Source organism: Sphingomonas sp. BRN-1R, assembly GCF_057748035.1.
Window position 1 is genome coordinate 1,290,001 of sequence record NZ_CM173236.1, and the last position, 17,059, is coordinate 1,307,059.

General features: G+C 64.0%; 12 protein-coding genes, 2 tRNA genes and 2 rRNA genes (1 of these 16 cut by a window edge). 7 read left to right on the top strand and 9 right to left on the bottom strand.

The annotated features are described in order from the left end of the window. From AC3ANX_RS05840 to AC3ANX_RS05850, 3 genes are all read left to right on the top strand, one after another. Nucleotides 1–2,268 (top strand): 23S ribosomal RNA (locus AC3ANX_RS05840); it begins 553 nt to the left of the window's first position. A 146-nt stretch (nucleotides 2,269–2,414) separates the two neighbouring features. Beyond that, a 5S ribosomal RNA gene (rrf, locus tag AC3ANX_RS05845) occupies nucleotides 2,415–2,529 on the top strand. Nucleotides 2,530–2,604: 75 nt separating this feature from the next. Continuing rightward, nucleotides 2,605–2,681: transfer RNA gene (locus AC3ANX_RS05850), tRNA-Met, on the top strand. A 334-nt stretch (nucleotides 2,682–3,015) separates the two neighbouring features. Here AC3ANX_RS05850 and ada read toward each other — a convergent pair. After that, nucleotides 3,016–4,116, bottom strand: a complete 1,101-nt coding sequence (ada, locus tag AC3ANX_RS05855) for a bifunctional DNA-binding transcriptional regulator/O6-methylguanine-DNA methyltransferase Ada (protein ID WP_488336077.1) — start codon at nucleotides 4,114–4,116, stop codon at nucleotides 3,016–3,018. Between the two features lie 156 nt (nucleotides 4,117–4,272). After that, entirely contained in the window at nucleotides 4,273–5,100 is an 828-nt protein-coding gene (locus AC3ANX_RS05860; RefSeq protein WP_488336078.1) for a dioxygenase family protein, read from the bottom strand. A gap of 349 nt (nucleotides 5,101–5,449) precedes the next feature. On the opposite strand from AC3ANX_RS05860, the gene AC3ANX_RS05865 reads away from it, so the two are divergent. Then, nucleotides 5,450–6,396, top strand: a protein-coding gene (locus AC3ANX_RS05865) for an IS630 family transposase (RefSeq protein ID WP_488334225.1) whose coding sequence is annotated in 2 segments (ribosomal slippage) — nucleotides 5,450–5,786 and nucleotides 5,786–6,396 — 948 coding nt in all. Because the reading frame shifts where the segments join, the coding sequence is not laid out codon by codon here. Nucleotides 6,397–6,482: 86 nt separating this feature from the next. Here AC3ANX_RS05865 and AC3ANX_RS05870 read toward each other — a convergent pair. Both AC3ANX_RS05870 and recJ read right to left on the bottom strand, forming a co-directional pair. Continuing rightward, nucleotides 6,483–6,557 (bottom strand) — tRNA-Glu (locus AC3ANX_RS05870). Between the two features lie 75 nt (nucleotides 6,558–6,632). Beyond that, nucleotides 6,633–8,399: a single-stranded-DNA-specific exonuclease RecJ gene (recJ, locus tag AC3ANX_RS05875; RefSeq protein WP_488336079.1), complete on the bottom strand. Its 1,767-nt coding sequence runs from the start codon at nucleotides 8,397–8,399 to the stop codon at nucleotides 6,633–6,635. A 397-nt stretch (nucleotides 8,400–8,796) separates the two neighbouring features. On the opposite strand from recJ, the gene AC3ANX_RS05880 reads away from it, so the two are divergent. Both AC3ANX_RS05880 and AC3ANX_RS05885 read left to right on the top strand, forming a co-directional pair. Beyond that, entirely contained in the window at nucleotides 8,797–11,148 is a 2,352-nt protein-coding gene (locus AC3ANX_RS05880) for a TonB-dependent receptor (protein ID WP_488336080.1), read from the top strand. Nucleotides 11,149–11,254: 106 nt separating this feature from the next. Further along, a complete protein-coding gene (locus AC3ANX_RS05885) occupies nucleotides 11,255–12,490 on the top strand; it encodes a multidrug effflux MFS transporter (protein WP_488336081.1) in 1,236 nt (411 codons plus the stop codon). 35 nt (nucleotides 12,491–12,525) lie between these two features. Here the strand turns inward: AC3ANX_RS05885 and AC3ANX_RS05890 are convergent, their stop codons facing one another. Genes AC3ANX_RS05890 through AC3ANX_RS05900 form a run of 3 tightly spaced genes read right to left on the bottom strand, consistent with a single transcriptional unit; the run spans nucleotide 12,526 to nucleotide 14,127 of the window. After that, entirely contained in the window at nucleotides 12,526–13,581 is a 1,056-nt protein-coding gene (locus AC3ANX_RS05890) for a ribonucleotide-diphosphate reductase subunit beta (RefSeq protein WP_488336082.1), read from the bottom strand. A 52-nt stretch (nucleotides 13,582–13,633) separates the two neighbouring features. Then, a complete protein-coding gene (locus tag AC3ANX_RS05895; RefSeq protein ID WP_488336083.1) occupies nucleotides 13,634–13,828 on the bottom strand; it encodes a hypothetical protein in 195 nt (64 codons plus the stop codon). Beyond that, nucleotides 13,828–14,127: a hypothetical protein gene (locus AC3ANX_RS05900; RefSeq protein WP_488336084.1), complete on the bottom strand. Its 300-nt coding sequence runs from the start codon at nucleotides 14,125–14,127 to the stop codon at nucleotides 13,828–13,830. Before AC3ANX_RS05900 ends, AC3ANX_RS05895 begins: the two co-directional genes overlap by 1 nt. Before the next feature lie 71 nt (nucleotides 14,128–14,198). Between AC3ANX_RS05900 and AC3ANX_RS05905 the strand changes: the two genes are divergently transcribed. After that, nucleotides 14,199–14,459 (top strand): DUF2171 domain-containing protein, encoded by a 261-nt coding sequence (locus AC3ANX_RS05905; RefSeq protein WP_488336085.1) that lies wholly within the window; start codon nucleotides 14,199–14,201, stop codon nucleotides 14,457–14,459. A 2-nt stretch (nucleotides 14,460–14,461) separates the two neighbouring features. Here AC3ANX_RS05905 and AC3ANX_RS05910 read toward each other — a convergent pair whose 3' ends face one another. Together AC3ANX_RS05910 and AC3ANX_RS05915 are read right to left on the bottom strand one after the other, a co-directional pair. Continuing rightward, nucleotides 14,462–14,935, bottom strand: a complete 474-nt coding sequence (locus AC3ANX_RS05910) for an endonuclease domain-containing protein (RefSeq protein WP_488336086.1) — start codon at nucleotides 14,933–14,935, stop codon at nucleotides 14,462–14,464. A gap of 68 nt (nucleotides 14,936–15,003) precedes the next feature. Further along, entirely contained in the window at nucleotides 15,004–16,926 is a 1,923-nt protein-coding gene (locus AC3ANX_RS05915) for a ribonucleoside-diphosphate reductase subunit alpha (protein ID WP_488336087.1), read from the bottom strand. Nucleotides 16,927–17,059 lie beyond the last annotated feature (133 nt).

The window sequence follows — 17,059 nt, forward strand, 5'->3', positions numbered from 1 at the left end:
GGAGTGAAACAGTACCTGAAACGGATTGCCTACAAGCAGTTGGAGGGGTCTTGAGCCCTGACAGCGTACCTCTTGCATAATGGGTCTGTGACTTAATGTACCAAGCAAGCTTAAGCCGATAGGTGTAGGCGCAGCGAAAGCGAGTCTGAATAGGGCGACTTAAGTTTGGTGTATTAGACCCGAAACCCGGCGATCTAGGCATGACCAGGATGAAGGTGCGGTAACACGCACTGGAGGTCCGAACCGATTAACGTTGAAAAGTTACCGGATGAGTTGTGTTTAGGGGTGAAAGGCCAATCAAGCCGGGAAATAGCTGGTTCTCCGCGAAAACTATTGAGGTAGTGCCTCGGATGGACACCCTAGGGGGTAGAGCACTGGATGGATGCGGGGGTCGCGAGACCTACCAACTCTAACCAAACTCCGAATACCTAGGAGTGATATCCGGGAGACAGACGGCGGGTGCTAAGGTCCGTCGTCAAAAGGGAAACAGCCCTGACCTACAGCTAAGGTCCCCAAGTCATCACTAAGTGGGAAAGCATGTGGAACTTCCAAAACAACCAGGAGGTTGGCTTAGAAGCAGCCATCCTTTAAAGAAAGCGTAACAGCTCACTGGTCTAAACAAGAGGTTCTGCGGCGAAGATGTAACGGGGCTAAAGTGATGCACCGAAGCTTAGGATGTGGATTTATCCACGTGGTAGCGGAGCGTTCCGTACGCCTGTGAAGCGGTCTGGTAATGGGCCGTGGAGGTATCGGAAGTGCGAATGCAGACATGAGTAGCGATAAAGAGGGTGAGATGCCCTCTCGCCGAAAGACCAAGGGTTCCTGCGCAAGGCTAATCCGCGCAGGGTGAGCCGGCCCCTAAGACGAGCCCGAAGGGGGTAGTCGATGGGAACCACGTTAATATTCGTGGGCCTGGTGGTGTGTGACGGATCTCGTGTGTTGTTCTCCCTTATTGGATTGGGAGGGCTTCGAAGAGGTTCCAGGAAATAGCCCCACCGTATAGACCGTACCCGAAACCGACACAGGTGGTCAGGTAGAGTATACCAAGGCGCTTGAGAGAAGTGTCCTGAAGGAACTCGGCAAATTGCCTCCGTACCTTCGGAAGAAGGAGGCCCTCACTCTGCGCAAGCAGTATGAGGGGGCACAGGCCAGGGGGTAGCGACTGTTTAGCAAAAACACAGGGCTCTGCTAAGTCGGCTTCAAGACGACGTATAGGGCCTGACGCCTGCCCGGTGCCTGAAGGTTAAGTGGAGGAGTGCAAGCTCTGAAATGAAGCCCAGGTAAACGGCGGCCGTAACTATAACGGTCCTAAGGTAGCGAAATTCCTTGTCGGGTAAGTTCCGACCTGCACGAATGGCGTAACGACTTCCCCACTGTCTCCAGGACATGCTCAGCGAAATTGAATTCCCCGTGAAGATGCGGGGTTCCCGCGGTTAGACGGAAAGACCCCGTGCACCTTTACTGCAGCTTCAGAGTGGCATTAGGAAAGAACTGTGTAGCATAGGTGGGAGGCTTTGAAGCGTTGGCGCCAGCTGACGTGGAGCCATAGGTGAAATACCACCCTGTTGTTTTCTGATGTCTAACCTCGATCCATGAAACTGGATCAGGGACCCTCTGTGGCGGGTAGTTTGACTGGGGCGGTCGCCTCCTAAAGAGTAACGGAGGCGCGCGATGGTGGGCTCAGGACGGTTGGAAACCGTCTGTTAGAGTGCAATGGCATAAGCCCGCCTGACTGCGAGACTGACAAGTCGAGCAGAGACGAAAGTCGGTCATAGTGATCCGGTGGTCCCTCGTGGAAGGGCCATCGCTCAACGGATAAAAGGTACGCCGGGGATAACAGGCTGATAACCCCCAAGAGCTCATATCGACGGGGTTGTTTGGCACCTCGATGTCGGCTCATCACATCCTGGGGCTGGAGCAGGTCCCAAGGGTTTGGCTGTTCGCCAATTAAAGTGGTACGTGAGCTGGGTTCAGAACGTCGCGAGACAGTTTGGTCCCTATCTGCCGTGGGCGTCGAAATTTGAGAGGAGTTGACCCTAGTACGAGAGGACCGGGTTGAACGTACCTCTGGTGTACCTGTCGTCGTGCCAACGGCGCAGCAGGGTAGCTATGTACGGACGGGATAACCGCTGAAAGCATCTAAGCGGGAAGCCTCCCTCGAGATAAGATTTCATAGAGCCGTGAAAGACCATCACGTTGATAGATCGGATGTAGAAGTGCGGTAACGCATGGAGCTAACCGATACTAATTGCTCTATTCGCGCTTGAGAGTCCCGCCATCAATGACAATGCTGGATACCAGCCACGTCGGCGAGGCAGATGATCAAATGCCAACGCCTGATACAAACACCCAACACACATATGCACGGCACCGATTTTAAACCAACCAAACACCCACGCGCACCGGCTCCATTGCCTGGTGGCTATAGCGTCTGTGAACCACCCGATCCCATCCCGAACTCGGCCGTGAAACCAGTCTGCGCCAATGGTACTATCGCTTAAGCGATGGAAGAGTAGGTCGTCGCCAGGCATTGAAGCCCGTGCGCGTGCGTGTCACAATACAAGAACCCATTCACTTGTCCCCTCCCCAAAAGGAGGATCCCGGCGCGGGGTGGAGCAGCCCGGTAGCTCGTCAGGCTCATAACCTGAAGGTCACAGGTTCAAATCCTGTCCCCGCAACCAAACTCCCATATTCCAAACCGTCTCAGGATACCCCCGAGGCGGTTTTTTATTGCCTTCTTTCCATCGTTTGCCTCGTCTCACCGGCTTCGCAAGCGTCTCGCTGAATGTCGCTGGATGCCATGACGTCGATTTGCATTTGGGGGTACTTTCAGGGGTAATGCCCGCCAACTCGGCAGGAGTACCCCCATGGCTCTCAAGGAACTTGAAGCGCGCTACGCCACCAAACGCTCGAAGGATTACAAGCTCACCGATGGCGAGGGGTTATACCCTCCATCATAACTGGAATTTCCCAGCCAAGAATGGCTCAGGAAACCGCCACAGGTCAGTCGCCGGTCTAATCCAGCGTCGCTTTGCGGGGCACGCTGACCGCTGCCGCCTCGCGGTCAAGGATCGCGCGCTTGCGCTCGACGCCCCAGGCATAGCCGGAGATCGCGCCGCCTCTGCGGACGACGCGGTGGCAGGGGATCGCGACCGCCAGCGTGTTCGCGGCGCACGCGCCTGCCACCGCGCGCGTCGCGGTCGGCGCGCCGATGCGCTCGGCCACCTCGGTATAGGACAGTGTCCGGCCCGGCGGGATCTCGCGCAGCGCCTGCCAGACCCGCTGCTGGAATGCGGTGCCGCGCACGTCGAGCGGCAGGTCGAGGCCGATCTGCGGCGCCTCTACGAAACCGACCACCGTGGCGAGGAGCGTTTCGTAGCCGGCATCGGCGCCGATCAGCGTCGCATTCGGGAAGCGATCCTGAAGATCGCGCGCGAGCGCCTCCGGATCGTCGCCCAGCAGGATCGCCGCAACGCCCTTGGTGCTCGACGCGACCAGCAGCGCGCCGAGCGTCGTCTCGCCGATCGCGAAGCGGATCTCCTCGTTCGGTCCGCCCTTGCGGAAAGCCGAGGGTGTCATGCCGAGCGTGGACGTGGACGCCTCGTAGAAGCGGCCGCTCGAGCTGTAGCCCGCGTCGTAGATCGCTTCGGTGATGCTGCCGCCGCTGGCCAGCGCCGCGCGCATGCGCCCGGCTCGGCAGGCGTCCGCATAGGCCTTCGGCGTCAGGCCGGTATGTGCCTTGAACAGACGATGGACATAGCCGGGGCTCAGGCCAAGCGCCTCCGCAAGGTCGCTCAGGGACGGTGTTTCCACAGCATCCTCGATCATGCGGCATGCTCTCGTCACGATCGCGGCGGTCACGGCCGCTGTGGCAGGGCCGTCGGGCTTGCATCGCTTGCAGGCGCGGAAGCCCGTTGCGCACGCACTCTCCAGCGTGTCGTGGATGGTGACGTTCCTGGGATTGCACACGCGCGAGGGGCAGGAAGGGCGGCAATAGATGCCCGTCGTGTCGACCGTGTACCAGAACGCGCCGTCAGCGGTCCTGTCGCGCGCGACGATGCGCGCCCAGCGAGGGTCGGTGAGCGTCGTTACCGCTTGCTTGTCCGGCATGTCCATGCGTGCTGTCCTCCGTATCGTTCATACAAGGGTAGCTTCGCGTTCCGCCAGCGGCACTCCGCCTCTTGTTCTGTAATCCAAGGAGACACTCGACCCCGCTCAAGGGGGCACGGAGCGATGCGTGCCGGCAACGCCGCTCGAACGGCCGGAGATCGGTTATCCCGCCAGGCCGACTTGCGCGCGCGCTACCAGCCGGCCGTCGATGATACGAATATCGGGCGTCTGTTGCGCGATCTCGCCGGGGGAGTTGTCGCCGAAGACGAAGTCGTGGCCGGGGTCGATCCGCCTGAGATTGTCGAGGCTTTCCGGGTAGATCGCTTTGTTCGAATAGATCTTGCGCGACACATCCGCAGGCATGGCGAGTTGGGTGGTCAACAGCGGGCGCGCTGCCTGCCCGACTGCACCAAGCGACGGGTACACTTCGAGATGCACATGCGGGAAGCGACCGTCGTACGCGCCAGGATAGACCGTGCGAAAGGCGACGCGCCCGGCCGCATCGGCGATCTGTACCCCGCGCAGCCAGCTCTCCGCAGCGGCATCGCCGTAGAGCGAATAATGTCCGCGAGCATCGCAATGCCACGCATAGACCGCGCAGCCCGACAGCGGCGCTCCGCCGCGATCGACGGACCGCAGTGTGAGTTCGAGGTCGAGCGGGACGCCGCTGGCTTTGGCTGTCGAGCCGATGAAGCTCCTCGTCAGATCGGAGCGGACGATCCCGTTGGCGACGAGCGCATTCGAGATCGACCCGTCGGAACGGTTGGTTCCGTCGGCCGGGAACGGGCCGGCGGTTTCCTCAGGGTCGGCGAACAGGCCGCCGATCTGGTGCGGAGGGGATTGGCGACGCGGCCCCATCTGGTGACCGATCACCGCGACCGCGGCACCTGCGACACCGACGCACCCCACGGCGATCGCGCCGCGTCGCGTCGTCAGTGTGTGCAGACGCGGGAGATCGTCGGCGAGATTATGGCTATGTGCGTGTTTCATGGCGCTGCGCATGCAACCAGATTGTAGCATGCGTGTTTCCGCGAAGAAGCCGCAGCGATCGGAGGCGGGCAGCGCGGTCGGCGCGACAATGCCGATCCACGCGGGCCTCAGCTGCGCGTACCGCTTATGCTCCCCGGATCGGCATAGCGGCGTATGCTGGAAGCGTGACGAGGAAGGTCGCACCTCTGCCGTCGTTTTGCGCGAGCAGGATCGTGCCGTGGTGTGCCTGGAGCAACGAGCGGATGATCGGCAGCCCTAGAGCGGTTTTCGTCGGGGCTGAATCGTTGGGGATTCACACGGCACCCGTTTTCTGATTCACGATCCGTGCTGGCGAAGGAGGCCGGGATGGATGGGCCGAGCGTTATCGCGTGATCTTCGGGATCGTGTCATCGCTGCTGTCGAAAGCGGGGTGTCTTGCCGGCAGGCGGCAGAGCGGTTCGGCGTCAGCGCGGCAAGCGCGATCCGCTGGCGACAGCTGGTGCTCGCTCATGGCACGCCGGCGGCCAAGCCGCAGGGCGGTGATCGCCGAAGTCCCAAGATTGAGGACCATGCCGCCTTCATTCTGGAGGCGATCGAGCAGCAGCCGGATCCGACGCTGGCAGAGCTTCGTGGGATGCTGGCCGAGCGTGGCGTGAGCGTCAGCATCGCCACGCTCTGGCGCTTCTTCGCCCGCCACGGGATCACGCGCAAAAAAAGACCGGCCACGCGACGGAGCAAGATCGTCCCGACGTCCTGAAGCGTCGCGAGGAGTGGTTCGAGGGCCAGCTCGATCTCGACCCCGACAAGCTGGTCTTCATCGACGAGACCTGGGCGTCTACCAACATGGCGCGGCGCCATGGTCGCTGCCGGCGGGGCCAGCGCTTGCGCGCCGGCATCCCCTTCGGACATTGGAAGACCACGACCTTCGTCGCCGGCCTGCGCCGCACGGGCATGGTAGCACCCTGGGTGCTCGACGGACCAATGAACGCCGATGCGTTCCTCACCTACGTCACGCGCGTGCTCGTGCCGGAACTCGGCCGCGGTGACGTGGTCGTGATGGACAACCTGTCGAGCCACAAGGCGCCGGCCGTGCGAGCCGCCATCGAAAGCGTTGGCGCAACGCTCCTCTTCCTCCCGCCCTACAGCCCAGACTTCAACCCGATCGAGCAGGCCTTCTCCAAGCTGAAGGCGCACCTGCGAAAAGCGGCCGAGCGGACCGTCCATGGCCTATGGAACGCCATCGGTCGCATCCTCGATCTCTACTCGCCCCAGGAATGTGCCAACTACTTCGCCGCCTGCGGCTACGATGCAGACTGATCGAAAACCGCTCTAGCTGTCGCCGTGAGACAAAACTGTGAGATTTTACGTCGCTTGCACCGTCTAAGTTGTTGAAAAACAACGAATGGTGACCCCTACGGGATTCGAACCCGTATTTCAGCCGTGAAAGGGCCGCGTCCTAACCCTTAGACGAAGGGGCCATGCCCGGTATCGGGTGAGCGTTGGGCGCTGCTAGGGAAAGAGCGGCGTCAGGTCAAGCCTCTCTTTTGTGAAAATCACTCCACCCACGCCGCGTCGTCGAGATGCAGCTCGGCGGCGGGGCGCGCGCCCCAGTCGTCGATCTTGGCGCGAGCGGCCAGCCACAGGCGCCGGTGGGGCGGGGCGCCGAGCAGCGCCTGGCCCAGGAAGGTATCGGCGGCGCGGAAGGCGACGGTCTTCAACGGACGACCGTCGTCGCCGCTGGCGATCGCGCGGACGTGGCCGTTGCCCACCACATCGGCCTTGACGATCCGCACCGGCCCGACCGCGATGCGCGGCGCGGGCCAGCCCATGCCGTAGGGGCCGCCCGCCTCCATCGCCTCGACCAGCGCGGGGTTGATTCCACCGGGGGCGAGCAGCGCGTCGACCAGCAGCGCGCGGTCGCCGATCGAGCGCGTCACTGCCGCTTCGAGGCGTTCCTCAAGGAAGTCGGCGAACGCGTCGACCTGCGACTCGGCGATCGTGAGCCCGGCAGCCATCGCATGGCCGCCGCCTGCGACCAGCAGCTCCGAGTCCTTCGCGGCGAGCACCCCGGCGCCAAGATCGACCCCGGCGATCGAACGGCCCGAGCCCTTGCCGACGCCATCCTCGTCCAGCGCGATGACGATGGCGGGGCGGCCGTATTTCTCCTTCAGGCGCCCGGCGACGATGCCGATCACGCCGGGGTGCCAGCCGCGCCCAGCCACCACCATCACCGCGCGATTGCCCTTGTACACGGCGATCTGCTCGGCCGCTTCCTGCACCTGCGCCTCGATCGCGCGGCGTTCCTCGTTGAGCCGGTCGAGTTCGGCGGCGATCGCTTCGGCCTCGGCCGGGTCGCGCGTGGTGAGCAGGCGCACGCCCAGATCGGACTTGCCGACCCGCCCGCCGGCGTTGATACGCGGTCCGAGCGCGAAGCCGAGATCCGAGCATACCGCCGCGCGGTTCATCCGCGCGGCGCTCGCCAGCGCGCCGAGGCCGATGTTGCGGCGCTGCGCCATCACCTTGAGCCCCTGCGCGACGAACGCGCGGTTGAGCCCCTTCAGTTGCGCGACATCGGCGACGGTGCCGAGCGCCACCAGATCGAGCAGGTCGAGCAGGCGCGGCTCCGCGCGGCCAGCAAAATAGCCGCGCGCGCGCAATGTCCGCACCAGCGCCGCGCCGAGCAGGAACGCCACGCCGACCGCCGCGAGATGGCCGTGCGCCGCGCCTTCCGCCTCGTCGAGCCGGTTGGGGTTCACCAGCGCATGCGCATGGGGCAGGGCGGACGCGCATTTGTGGTGATCGACCACGATCACGTCGACCCCCGCGACACGCGCCATCTCCAGCGCCTCGAACGCCTGCGCGCCGCAATCGACCGTGACGATCAGCCGTGCGCCCTCCTGTGCGATCCGCACCAACGCCTCGCCCGACGGGCCATAGCCTTCCATCAGCCGATCGGGGATATAGGCGCGCGCCTCCAGTCCGAGATCGCGCAGCAGCAGGATGAGCAGCGCCGCCGAGGTCGCACCATCGACGTCGTAATCGCCGAAGATCGTCACCGCCTCGCCCGCCTGCACCGCATCGGCGAGGCGGTCGGCGGCGCGATCCATGTCCTGGAAGATCGACGGATCGGGCATGAACGCGCGGATGCTGGGTGTGCGGTGCGCGTCGAGGTCTTCGCGGGGGCAACCGCGTGCGAGGAGCAATTGCGTGACGAGATCGTCAGGCGCGAAGCCAGGATCGCGCGCGTCGGCCGCCAGCATCCGCCAGCGCCACGGCTGGCCGAGGATCGAGCGGGTTATGTTGAGGACGGTCGGTGTCATTCGGGCATGGCGGGCAAGCGGTACATTCGCCGCCTCCTGCACCAAATCGCCTGCGGTTAACAGGGCGGGGGGCGGTGTGTGAAGAATATCACACCCGGGCGTAATCCTGCCGCGGCAGCCGCTTTGCGGCCGTGGATCGGCCTCTCGCGCCCGACAAGCGCTGCCGTCTCTCCAGAAAATATCTTCTACATACAACGCGATACGTCGGACGATCCGCAACCGGCGGTGCGCTCGCGAAGATGCTGGTTGTGTCATCATAAGGACACAAACCGATCCTAGCCGCCGCGACAGGGGCAAGCGACACAGTCTGAATATCGTTGTTCCGCGGGTACGCGGGGCGTGTCGTGCGCATCGTCATACGGCTTCGGCGGCATCGCCGTCTCACTTGGGGGTTTTCGTGTCCAACTTCGCCATTCGTCCGCTCTTGTTCATCGGCTGCGCGACCGTCGCGCTGACGTTCGCCGCTGCCGCCTCGGCGCAGGATGCGCCCGCCGATGCGACCACGACCGTAGCCGCGCCGGCCGACGGCTCGCTCGGTGACATCGTCGTGACGGCCGAGCGTCGTAGCGAGAACCTCCAGAAGGTGCCGATCTCCGTCGGCGTGCTGCAAGGCGACGATCTGCGCACCTACACGGCAGGCGGCGGCGACACGCTGCTCGAACTCGCCAACCGCGTGCCCGGCCTCTATGCCGAAACGACCACCGGCAAGATCTTCCCGCGCTTCTACATCCGTGGTCTCGGCAATATCGATTTCTACCTCGGCGCGTCGCAGCCGGTCGAGATCATCCAGGACGACGTGGTGCTCGAGCATGTCGTCCTGAAGTCGAACCCGGTGTTCGACGTGAACCAGATCGAAGTGCTGCGCGGGCCGCAGGGCACGCTGTTCGGCCGTAACTCGACCGCCGGCATCATCAAGTTCGACACCAACAAGCCGACCAACGAGTTCACCGGCCGCGCCACCGCGTCCTACGGCACGTACAACACCGTCACGCTCGACGCGGGCGTCGGCGGGCCGATCGTCAAGGACGTGCTGTCGTTCCGCGTGTCGGGCCTGTACCAGCACCGCGACAACTGGATTACCAACACCTACACCGGCACCAACAGCGCCGATGGCACCACCGGCGGCAAGGACACGCTGGGCGGCTTCGACGAGAAGGACCTGCGCGTCCAGTTGATGCTGACGCCGCCCGACACCGGCTTCACCGGCCTGCTGTCTGCGCACATGCGCGACTATTCGGGTGACTCCACGATCTTCCACCGTGGCGGCATCATCAAGGGCAGCAATGACGTGAGCAACACGCCGCGCGCGTTCGTCGGTCTCGACGAGGGCGCGGGCAACCCGCAGGCCTACAAGACCTACGGCGGTTCGTGGAACATGAAGAACGATTTCGGCGGCGTCACGCTGACCTCGATCAGCGCCTATGAGACCACCTCAGGCTACAGCCGCGGCGACACCGACGGCGGCATCGCCACCAACTACGCCGGCAACCGCTATTTCGGCGAAAGCCAGGGCCGCGTGCGCGATCTCGACCAGCTGACGCAGGAAGTCCGCCTCGCCAACGACGGCACCGGCCGCTTCAAGTGGCAGATCGGCGGCATCTATTTCTACTCGCGCGACAATACCGAGTTCGACCAGCGCGGCGTGTTCCTGATCCGCCCGGATGCCAACGGCACGCAGCCCAACCCGAACAACTATGTGCTGCTGCGCAACACCAACACGTCCTATGCCGGCTTCGGTCAGGCGAGCTACGAGATCGTCCCGAAGCTGACCGTCACCGGCGGCGTGCGCGTGACCAACGACACCAAGTCGACCCGGCTCGTCATCCCGCCGCGCAACGCGGCAGGCGTCGTGACCTTCCCCGCGACCGCAGCGCGCTTAGTTCGCCTGTCCGATACGCAGCCGAGCTGGGATGTCGCTCTGCGCTATCAGGCGAGCGACGACGTGAGCGTGTTCGCACGCGTCGCGCACAGCTTCCGCGGGCCGACCATCCAGGGCCGCAACGCGGTGTTCAGCTCGGCGTTCGTCACGGCGGGTTCGGAGACGATCACGTCGTATGAAGCCGGCTTCAAGTCGAACCTGCTCGGCAACACGCTGCGCTTCAACGCAACCGGCTTCTACTACAAAGTCCACAACATCCAGTTGAACGGCAATGATGCCAACAACAACGGCCTGCTGTTCAACGCCGATCAGGCGCAGGCCTGGGGCGGCGAGGCCGAGCTGACGTGGCGTCCGGTGCCGAACTTCACCGCCGGTCTCGGCGCGAGCGTGCTGCACACCGAGATCAATGACACGCGCGTCTATACGCCGGTGTGCTTCCTCAACGGGGCCGTCACCTGCACCGTGCTCAACCCGACGATCGCGGTGAAGAACGCGGCCGGTGCGACGACGGCGGTGCTGGCGCAGATCAACGGCAATGCGCTGCCCAACGCACCGAAGTACCAGCTCGACGGCAACGCCCGCTACGACTTCCCGCTGCCCAATGGCGGCAAGCTGTTCGTCGGCGGCGACGTGACGCTTCAGGGCTATACCAGCCTGGTGCCGTACAAGACGGTGGAATACACCACCGACGGCACGTTCGAGGCGGGCCTGAAGGCGGGTTATACCGCGCCGGACAATGCCTATGAGATCGCGGTGTTCACGCGCAACGTGACCAACGAGAAGAACCTCAAGGGCGTGCTCGACAACTACAATGCGGCGGTGTTCAACGATCCGCGCATCGTCGGCGTGCAGCTGAGCGGCAAGTTCTGACGGTGAAATCTCCGGTCCGCTTGTAAAAGCGCGGCCACACGACGAAAGACGCGGAGGGTCGTCCCGGATGGGGCGGCCCTCTGTTTGCTTATACCAAAGGGTCGATGTGGCCGAAGCGATCTCCGCGCCCGAAGCGCGCTACCCGATGAGCGGGTCCGAGTTCGTCGCGTTCATCGCCGCGCTGATGGCGGTCAACGCGCTGGGCGTCGATCTGATGCTGCCTGCGCTTGCCGATATCGGTCGCGATCTGGCGATCCCGAGTGCGAACGACCGGCAATGGATCGTCACCGCCTACATCTTCGGCTTTGGATTGGGGCAACTCGGCTACGGCCCGCTCGCCGACCATTTCGGGCGCAAACGCGTGCTCGGCTTCGCGCTGGCGGCGTTCGTCGCGGCGGCGGTGTTCGCGGCGGGCTCGTCGTCGTTCGTCGCGCTGCTCGGCGCGCGCGTGTTGCAAGGGGTGACGTCCGCCTCGTCGCGCGTGCTGTCGGTGGCGATCGTGCGCGACCGCTTCTCCGGCCGCCAGATGGCGCGCACGCTGTCGATCGCGCAGATGATCTTCTTCATCTTCCCGATCCTCGCGCCGACGCTGGGTAGCGCGGTGCTCGCGTTCGGGCCGTGGCGGCTGATCTTCTATTCGCTCGCCGGTTATGCAGTGCTGGTGTTCGCGTGGATGCTGCTGCGCTTCGCCGAGACGTTGCCGGTGTCGCGGCGCATCCCGATCTCGTTCGCCGCCTTGCGCCAGTCGTACCGGCTGACGCTCACCAACCGCTTCTCGCTCGGCTATGCGGTGTGCGGCGCGCTCACCTTCGGCGGCATCGTCGCGTTCGTGTCCGCCTCGCAGCAGATCTTCGTCGACGAGTTCCACGCCGGGTCCAAGTTCACCGTCCTGTTCGCGGTGTGCGCCTTTTCGATGGGGTGCGCGGCCTTCGCCAACAGTCGATTGGTCGAGCGGCTCGGCATGCGGCTCATCTCGCAGAGCGCGGTCTTGGGGTTGATCGCGCTGTCGCTCGCGCATGTCGCGGTGATCGCGAGCGGGCACGAGACGCTCTACACCTACATCCCGTTCCAGGCGCTCAGCATGACGTGCATCGCTTTGTGCGGCACCAATTTCGGTGCGATGGCGATGGAGCCGGTCGGGCATATCGCCGGCACCGCATCGTCGGTACAGGGCTTCATCAGCAGCGTCGGCGCGGTGGCGGTCGCCTCGGTGATCGGGCAAGCCTATAACGGCACGACGCTGCCGCTCGCGCTCGGCTATCTCGGCATTGGCGTCGCCACATTGGCGCTGATCCTGTGGACCGAGGGCGGGCGGCTGTTCCAGGCGCGCGCCGCCGCCTGAGGGCGGGGGGTGGCGACAGCGCCACCCCCGCGCGCTTACTCTGCCGCCACGCCGGCGCGCGCGAACATGTCGCCTTCCTCACCCGGGTCTTCGTTCGCGGCCGGGCCGGCCTTGGCCTTGCGGCGCTTGTCGAACGAATCCCATACTTCGTTCCAGTTGCCGCGCGTCGCCGCCTTCGAATATTCGGTCGCGCGCTGTTCGAAGAAGTTCGCGTGTTCGACGCCGTTGAGCATCGGCGCGAGCCAGGGCAGGGGATGCTCGTCGATCATGTAGATTGGCTTCATGCCGAGCTGCCCCAGCCGCCAGTCGGCGATGTAGCGGATGTACTTCTTGATCTCCTTGGGCGTCATGCCGTTGACCGGGCCCATCTCGAACGCGAGATCGATGAAATTGTCCTCGAGATGCACCGTCGTCTGGCACATGTCGCGGATGTCCGACTTGACCGATTTGGTGAAGCAGTCGCGCTCGCGCACGAAGGTGTGGAACAGCTTGGTGATGCCTTCGCAGTGCAGGCTCTCGTCGCGGATCGACCAGGTGACGATCTGCCCCATGCCCTTCATCTTGTTGAAGCGTGGGAAGTTCATCAGCATCGCGAAGCTGGCGAACAGCTGAAGCCCCTCGGTGAAGCCGCCGAACATCGCCAGCGTCTTGGCGATGTCCTCGTCGGTGTCGACGCCGAAGTTCTGAAGGTAATCGTGCTTGTCCTTCATCTCGCTATATTCGAGGAAGGCGCCATACTCGCTCTCGGGCATGCCGATCGTGTCGAGCAGATGGCTGTACGCGGCGATATGCACCGTCTCCATGTTGGAGAAGGCGGCGAGCATCATCTTGATCTCGGTCGGCTTGAAGATGCGGCCGTATTTCTCGTGGTAGCAATCCTGCACCTCGACATCGGCCTGCGTGAAGAAACGGAAGATCTGCGTGAGCAGGTTGCGCTCATGGTCCGACAGCTTCTGCGCCCAGTCGCGGCAATCCTCGCCGAGCGGCACTTCCTCGGGCATCCAGTGGATCTGCTGCTGGCGCTTCCAGAACTCGAACGCCCAGGGGTATTCGAAGGGTTTGTACTGCTTGCGGGCTTCGAGGAGGGACATGGGTTACGCCTTTCGGTCTGAAATCAGGAAATGAGAAAAGAGGGGCGGGCGCTCACGCGGTCACCCAAGCCATCGTCGCAAAGCCGCCGAGGAACAGCGCCGCCGCCGCCAGCATCGCGCCGGTGATGCGCGCGCGGTAGGTCGCGGGCGCGCTCATCGGCCGCAACACCGGCCGCGCGGCGAGCGCCACGCCGCACACGAACGCGCCGCCCGCGCACGCGTCGATCGCGAGGAGCGCGCGCGGCATCACCGCCGCACCACCCGCGTCACATAGACGGTGCGCGTGCGGTGCGAGCCGACGCCGAGGAACACGATGCCGATGAAATAGCCGAAATCGTACCAGCCGCCCTGATTGGGCACCGCATAGACGGCCACCCCGCGCACGAACAGCGACAGCACCCACGCCACCGGGAAGATGAAGCCGTGCCACACGCCCAGCAGGAAGCCCGGCGTGTCCGCGCCGTGATCGACCACGCTCGGCACCTGATGCGCGCATGCCGCCAGCGTGAGGGCGAGCGCGCCGATGGACAGCAGCCGTTTCATCATACCCCCTCGCGTGCATCGTTTCGGCCGCGTATGCGTTCACCCCCGGCAACCACAAAGCAGGAGCAATCCCAATGGCCGACGCAAGCGCAATCAAGGAACATATGGAAGTCATCGGCGCGGACGGCGTCCATGTCGGCACCGTCGACCATGTCCAGGGCGACCGCATCAAGCTGACCAAGAAGGACAGCGGCGCGCAGGTCAACGAAGGTTCGGGTGGCCATGAGGGGCACCACCACTTCATCTCGCTCGGCCTCGTCGCCGATGTCGAGGGCGATCAGGTCCGCCTCAGCGCCAACGCCAACGTGGCGGTGACGTTCGAAGAGGAAGCGTGAACTCATACCCCCTCTCCCATCGGGAGAGGGGCAAGCGGCGTAGCCGCGCGGGGTGAGGGCGGGGGTGGAACGTCCGCCGTGTCGCCCTCACCCTTCCGCCGCTGCGCGGCTCCCTCCCTCTCCCGCCGGGAGAGGGAATTTGCGATGGCAGCGACGGTGCCGTCGATATTGCTCAGAACGTCACTGTTCCAGAAGCGGATCACGCGGTAGCCTTTACCTTCTAGGAAGTGCGTGCGCACCGCATCGTAAGCGGCGGTTTGGTCATGCTGGCCGCCATCCACTTCGATCACCAGCCGCTCCGAGACGCACAGGAAGTCCGCGATATACGGGCCAAGCGGAACCTGACGGCGCCATTTCAGCGCGGGCAAGCCCTCCCGCAGCGCGCGCCACAAGACTTTCTCCGCGTCGGTTGCGTTACGTCGTAGCTCGCGCGCACGCTCAACTGTTCCGGCAGGCTGATTTCGATAGGTGCGCATACACCCTCACCCTTCCGCCGCTGCGCGGCTCCCTCCCTCTCCTGCCGGGAGAGGGACCTCAGTTCACCTCACTGGCACGCCAGGCATTCGTCATAGTCCGTGCTCTCGCCCAGCTCGAACTTGGGCGCGTCGATCGTGTTGTCCGCCTCGACTCCGCCCGCGAAGCCGGCGCGTTGCACCGATTTCGAACGCAGATAATAGAGCGACTTGATGCCCAGTTCCCACGCGCGGAAGTGGAGCATCAGCAGATCCCACTTTTCGACATCGGCGGGGATGAACAGGTTGAGCGAGGTCGACTGGTCGATATAGGGCGTGCGGTCGGCCTGAAGCTCGATCAGCCAGCGCTGGTCGATCTCGAAGCTGGTCTTGTAGCAGTCCTTTTCCTCGGCGGAGAGGAAATCGAGATGCTGCACCGAACCGCCACGTTCGAGGATCGAGTTCCAGATCGCGTCCGAATTCTTCGACTTCTCGATCAGCAGCTTTTCGAGATACGGGTTCTTGATCGAGAAACTGCCCGACAGCGTCTTGTGCGTGTAGATGTTGGCCGGGATCGGCTCGATACAGGCCGACGTGCCGCCGCAGATGATCGAGATCGACGCGGTCGGCGCGATCGCCATCTTGCACGAGAACCGCTCCATCACGCCGCGATCGGCGGCGTCGGGGCAGGGCCCGCGCTCGACCGCGAGGTGCATCGACGCCTCGTCGACCTGCGCCTTGATGTGCTTGAACATGCGCAGGTTCCACGACTTCGCCATCGCGCCTTCGAACGCGAGCCCGCGCGCCTGAAGGAACGAGTGGAAGCCCATCACGCCGAGACCCACCGACCGCTCGCGCATCGCCGAATAGGCGGCGCGCTCCATGCCCGGCTCGGCGCGGTCGATGAAGTCCTGCAACACATTGTCGAGGAAGCGCATCACGTCCTCGATGAAGCCCTTCTCGTCCTTCCACTGGTCCCACGTCTCGAAGTTGAGCGAGGACAGGCAGCACACGGCGGTACGATCGTTGCCGAGGTGGTCCTTACCCGTCGGCAGGGTAATCTCGCTGCACAGGTTCGAGGTCGACACCTTGAGGCCAAGCTCGCGGTGGTGCTTGGGCATGTTCTTGTTCACATGATCGGCGAAGACGATGTACGGCTCGCCGGTCGCCAGCCGCACCTCGACCAGCTTCTGGAACAGCGCGCGCGCGTTGACCGTGCCGCGCACCGAGCCGTCCTTGGGGCTCTTGAGATCCCAGTCGCTGCCGTCGCGAACCGCCTCCATGAAGGCGTCGGGGATCAGCACGCCGTGGTGCAGGTTGAGCGCCTTGCGGTTGAAGTCGCCCGAGGTCTTGCGGATTTCGAGGAACTCCTCGATCTCAGGGTGCGAGATGTCGAGATAGCAGGCGGCGGACCCGCGCCGCAGCGAGCCTTGCGAGATCGCCAGCGTGAGGCTGTCCATCACGCGCACGAACGGGATGATGCCGCTGGTCTTGCCGTTGAGCCCGACCGGCTCGCCGATGCCGCGCACATTGCCCCAATAGGTGCCGATGCCGCCGCCGCGCGAGGCGAGCCAGACGTTCTCGTTCCAGGTGTCGACGATACCGCCGAGGCTGTCGGGCACCGAGTTGAGGAAGCACGAGATCGGCAGGCCACGGCCCGTGCCGCCGTTCGACAGCACCGGCGTCGCCGGCATGAACCACAATTGCGAGATATAGTCGTACAGCCGCTGGGCATGGGCGGCATCGTCGGCATAGGCCGAGGCGACGCGCACGAACAGATCCTGGAAGCGTTCGCCGGGCAGCAGATAGCGGTCGGTCAGCGTCTCCTTGCCAAAATCGGTGAGCAACGCATCGCGCGAATGGTCGACCTCTACCGGATAGAGCTGCGGCTTCACCGCCTTCGAATCGCCGCGTTCGGAGAGCTTGCGCTCCGCGCCGCTGGTGTCGACCTTGGTCGCCTCGATCGTGTCGGTCGCCATTGTTTCGCTCGCTTCCTGGCTGTCCCTGAAGTCCATCGGTATCGCCCCTGTTCCATCCGTCTGCATGCGGACCGTGTTCCCGGTCCGTTCGAATCGGGGGCTGGCCCCCATCATAGCGTTTCGGGCGCTTGCCCGGGAGAACAAAATGAGACCGCACCCAGGCAAGCAG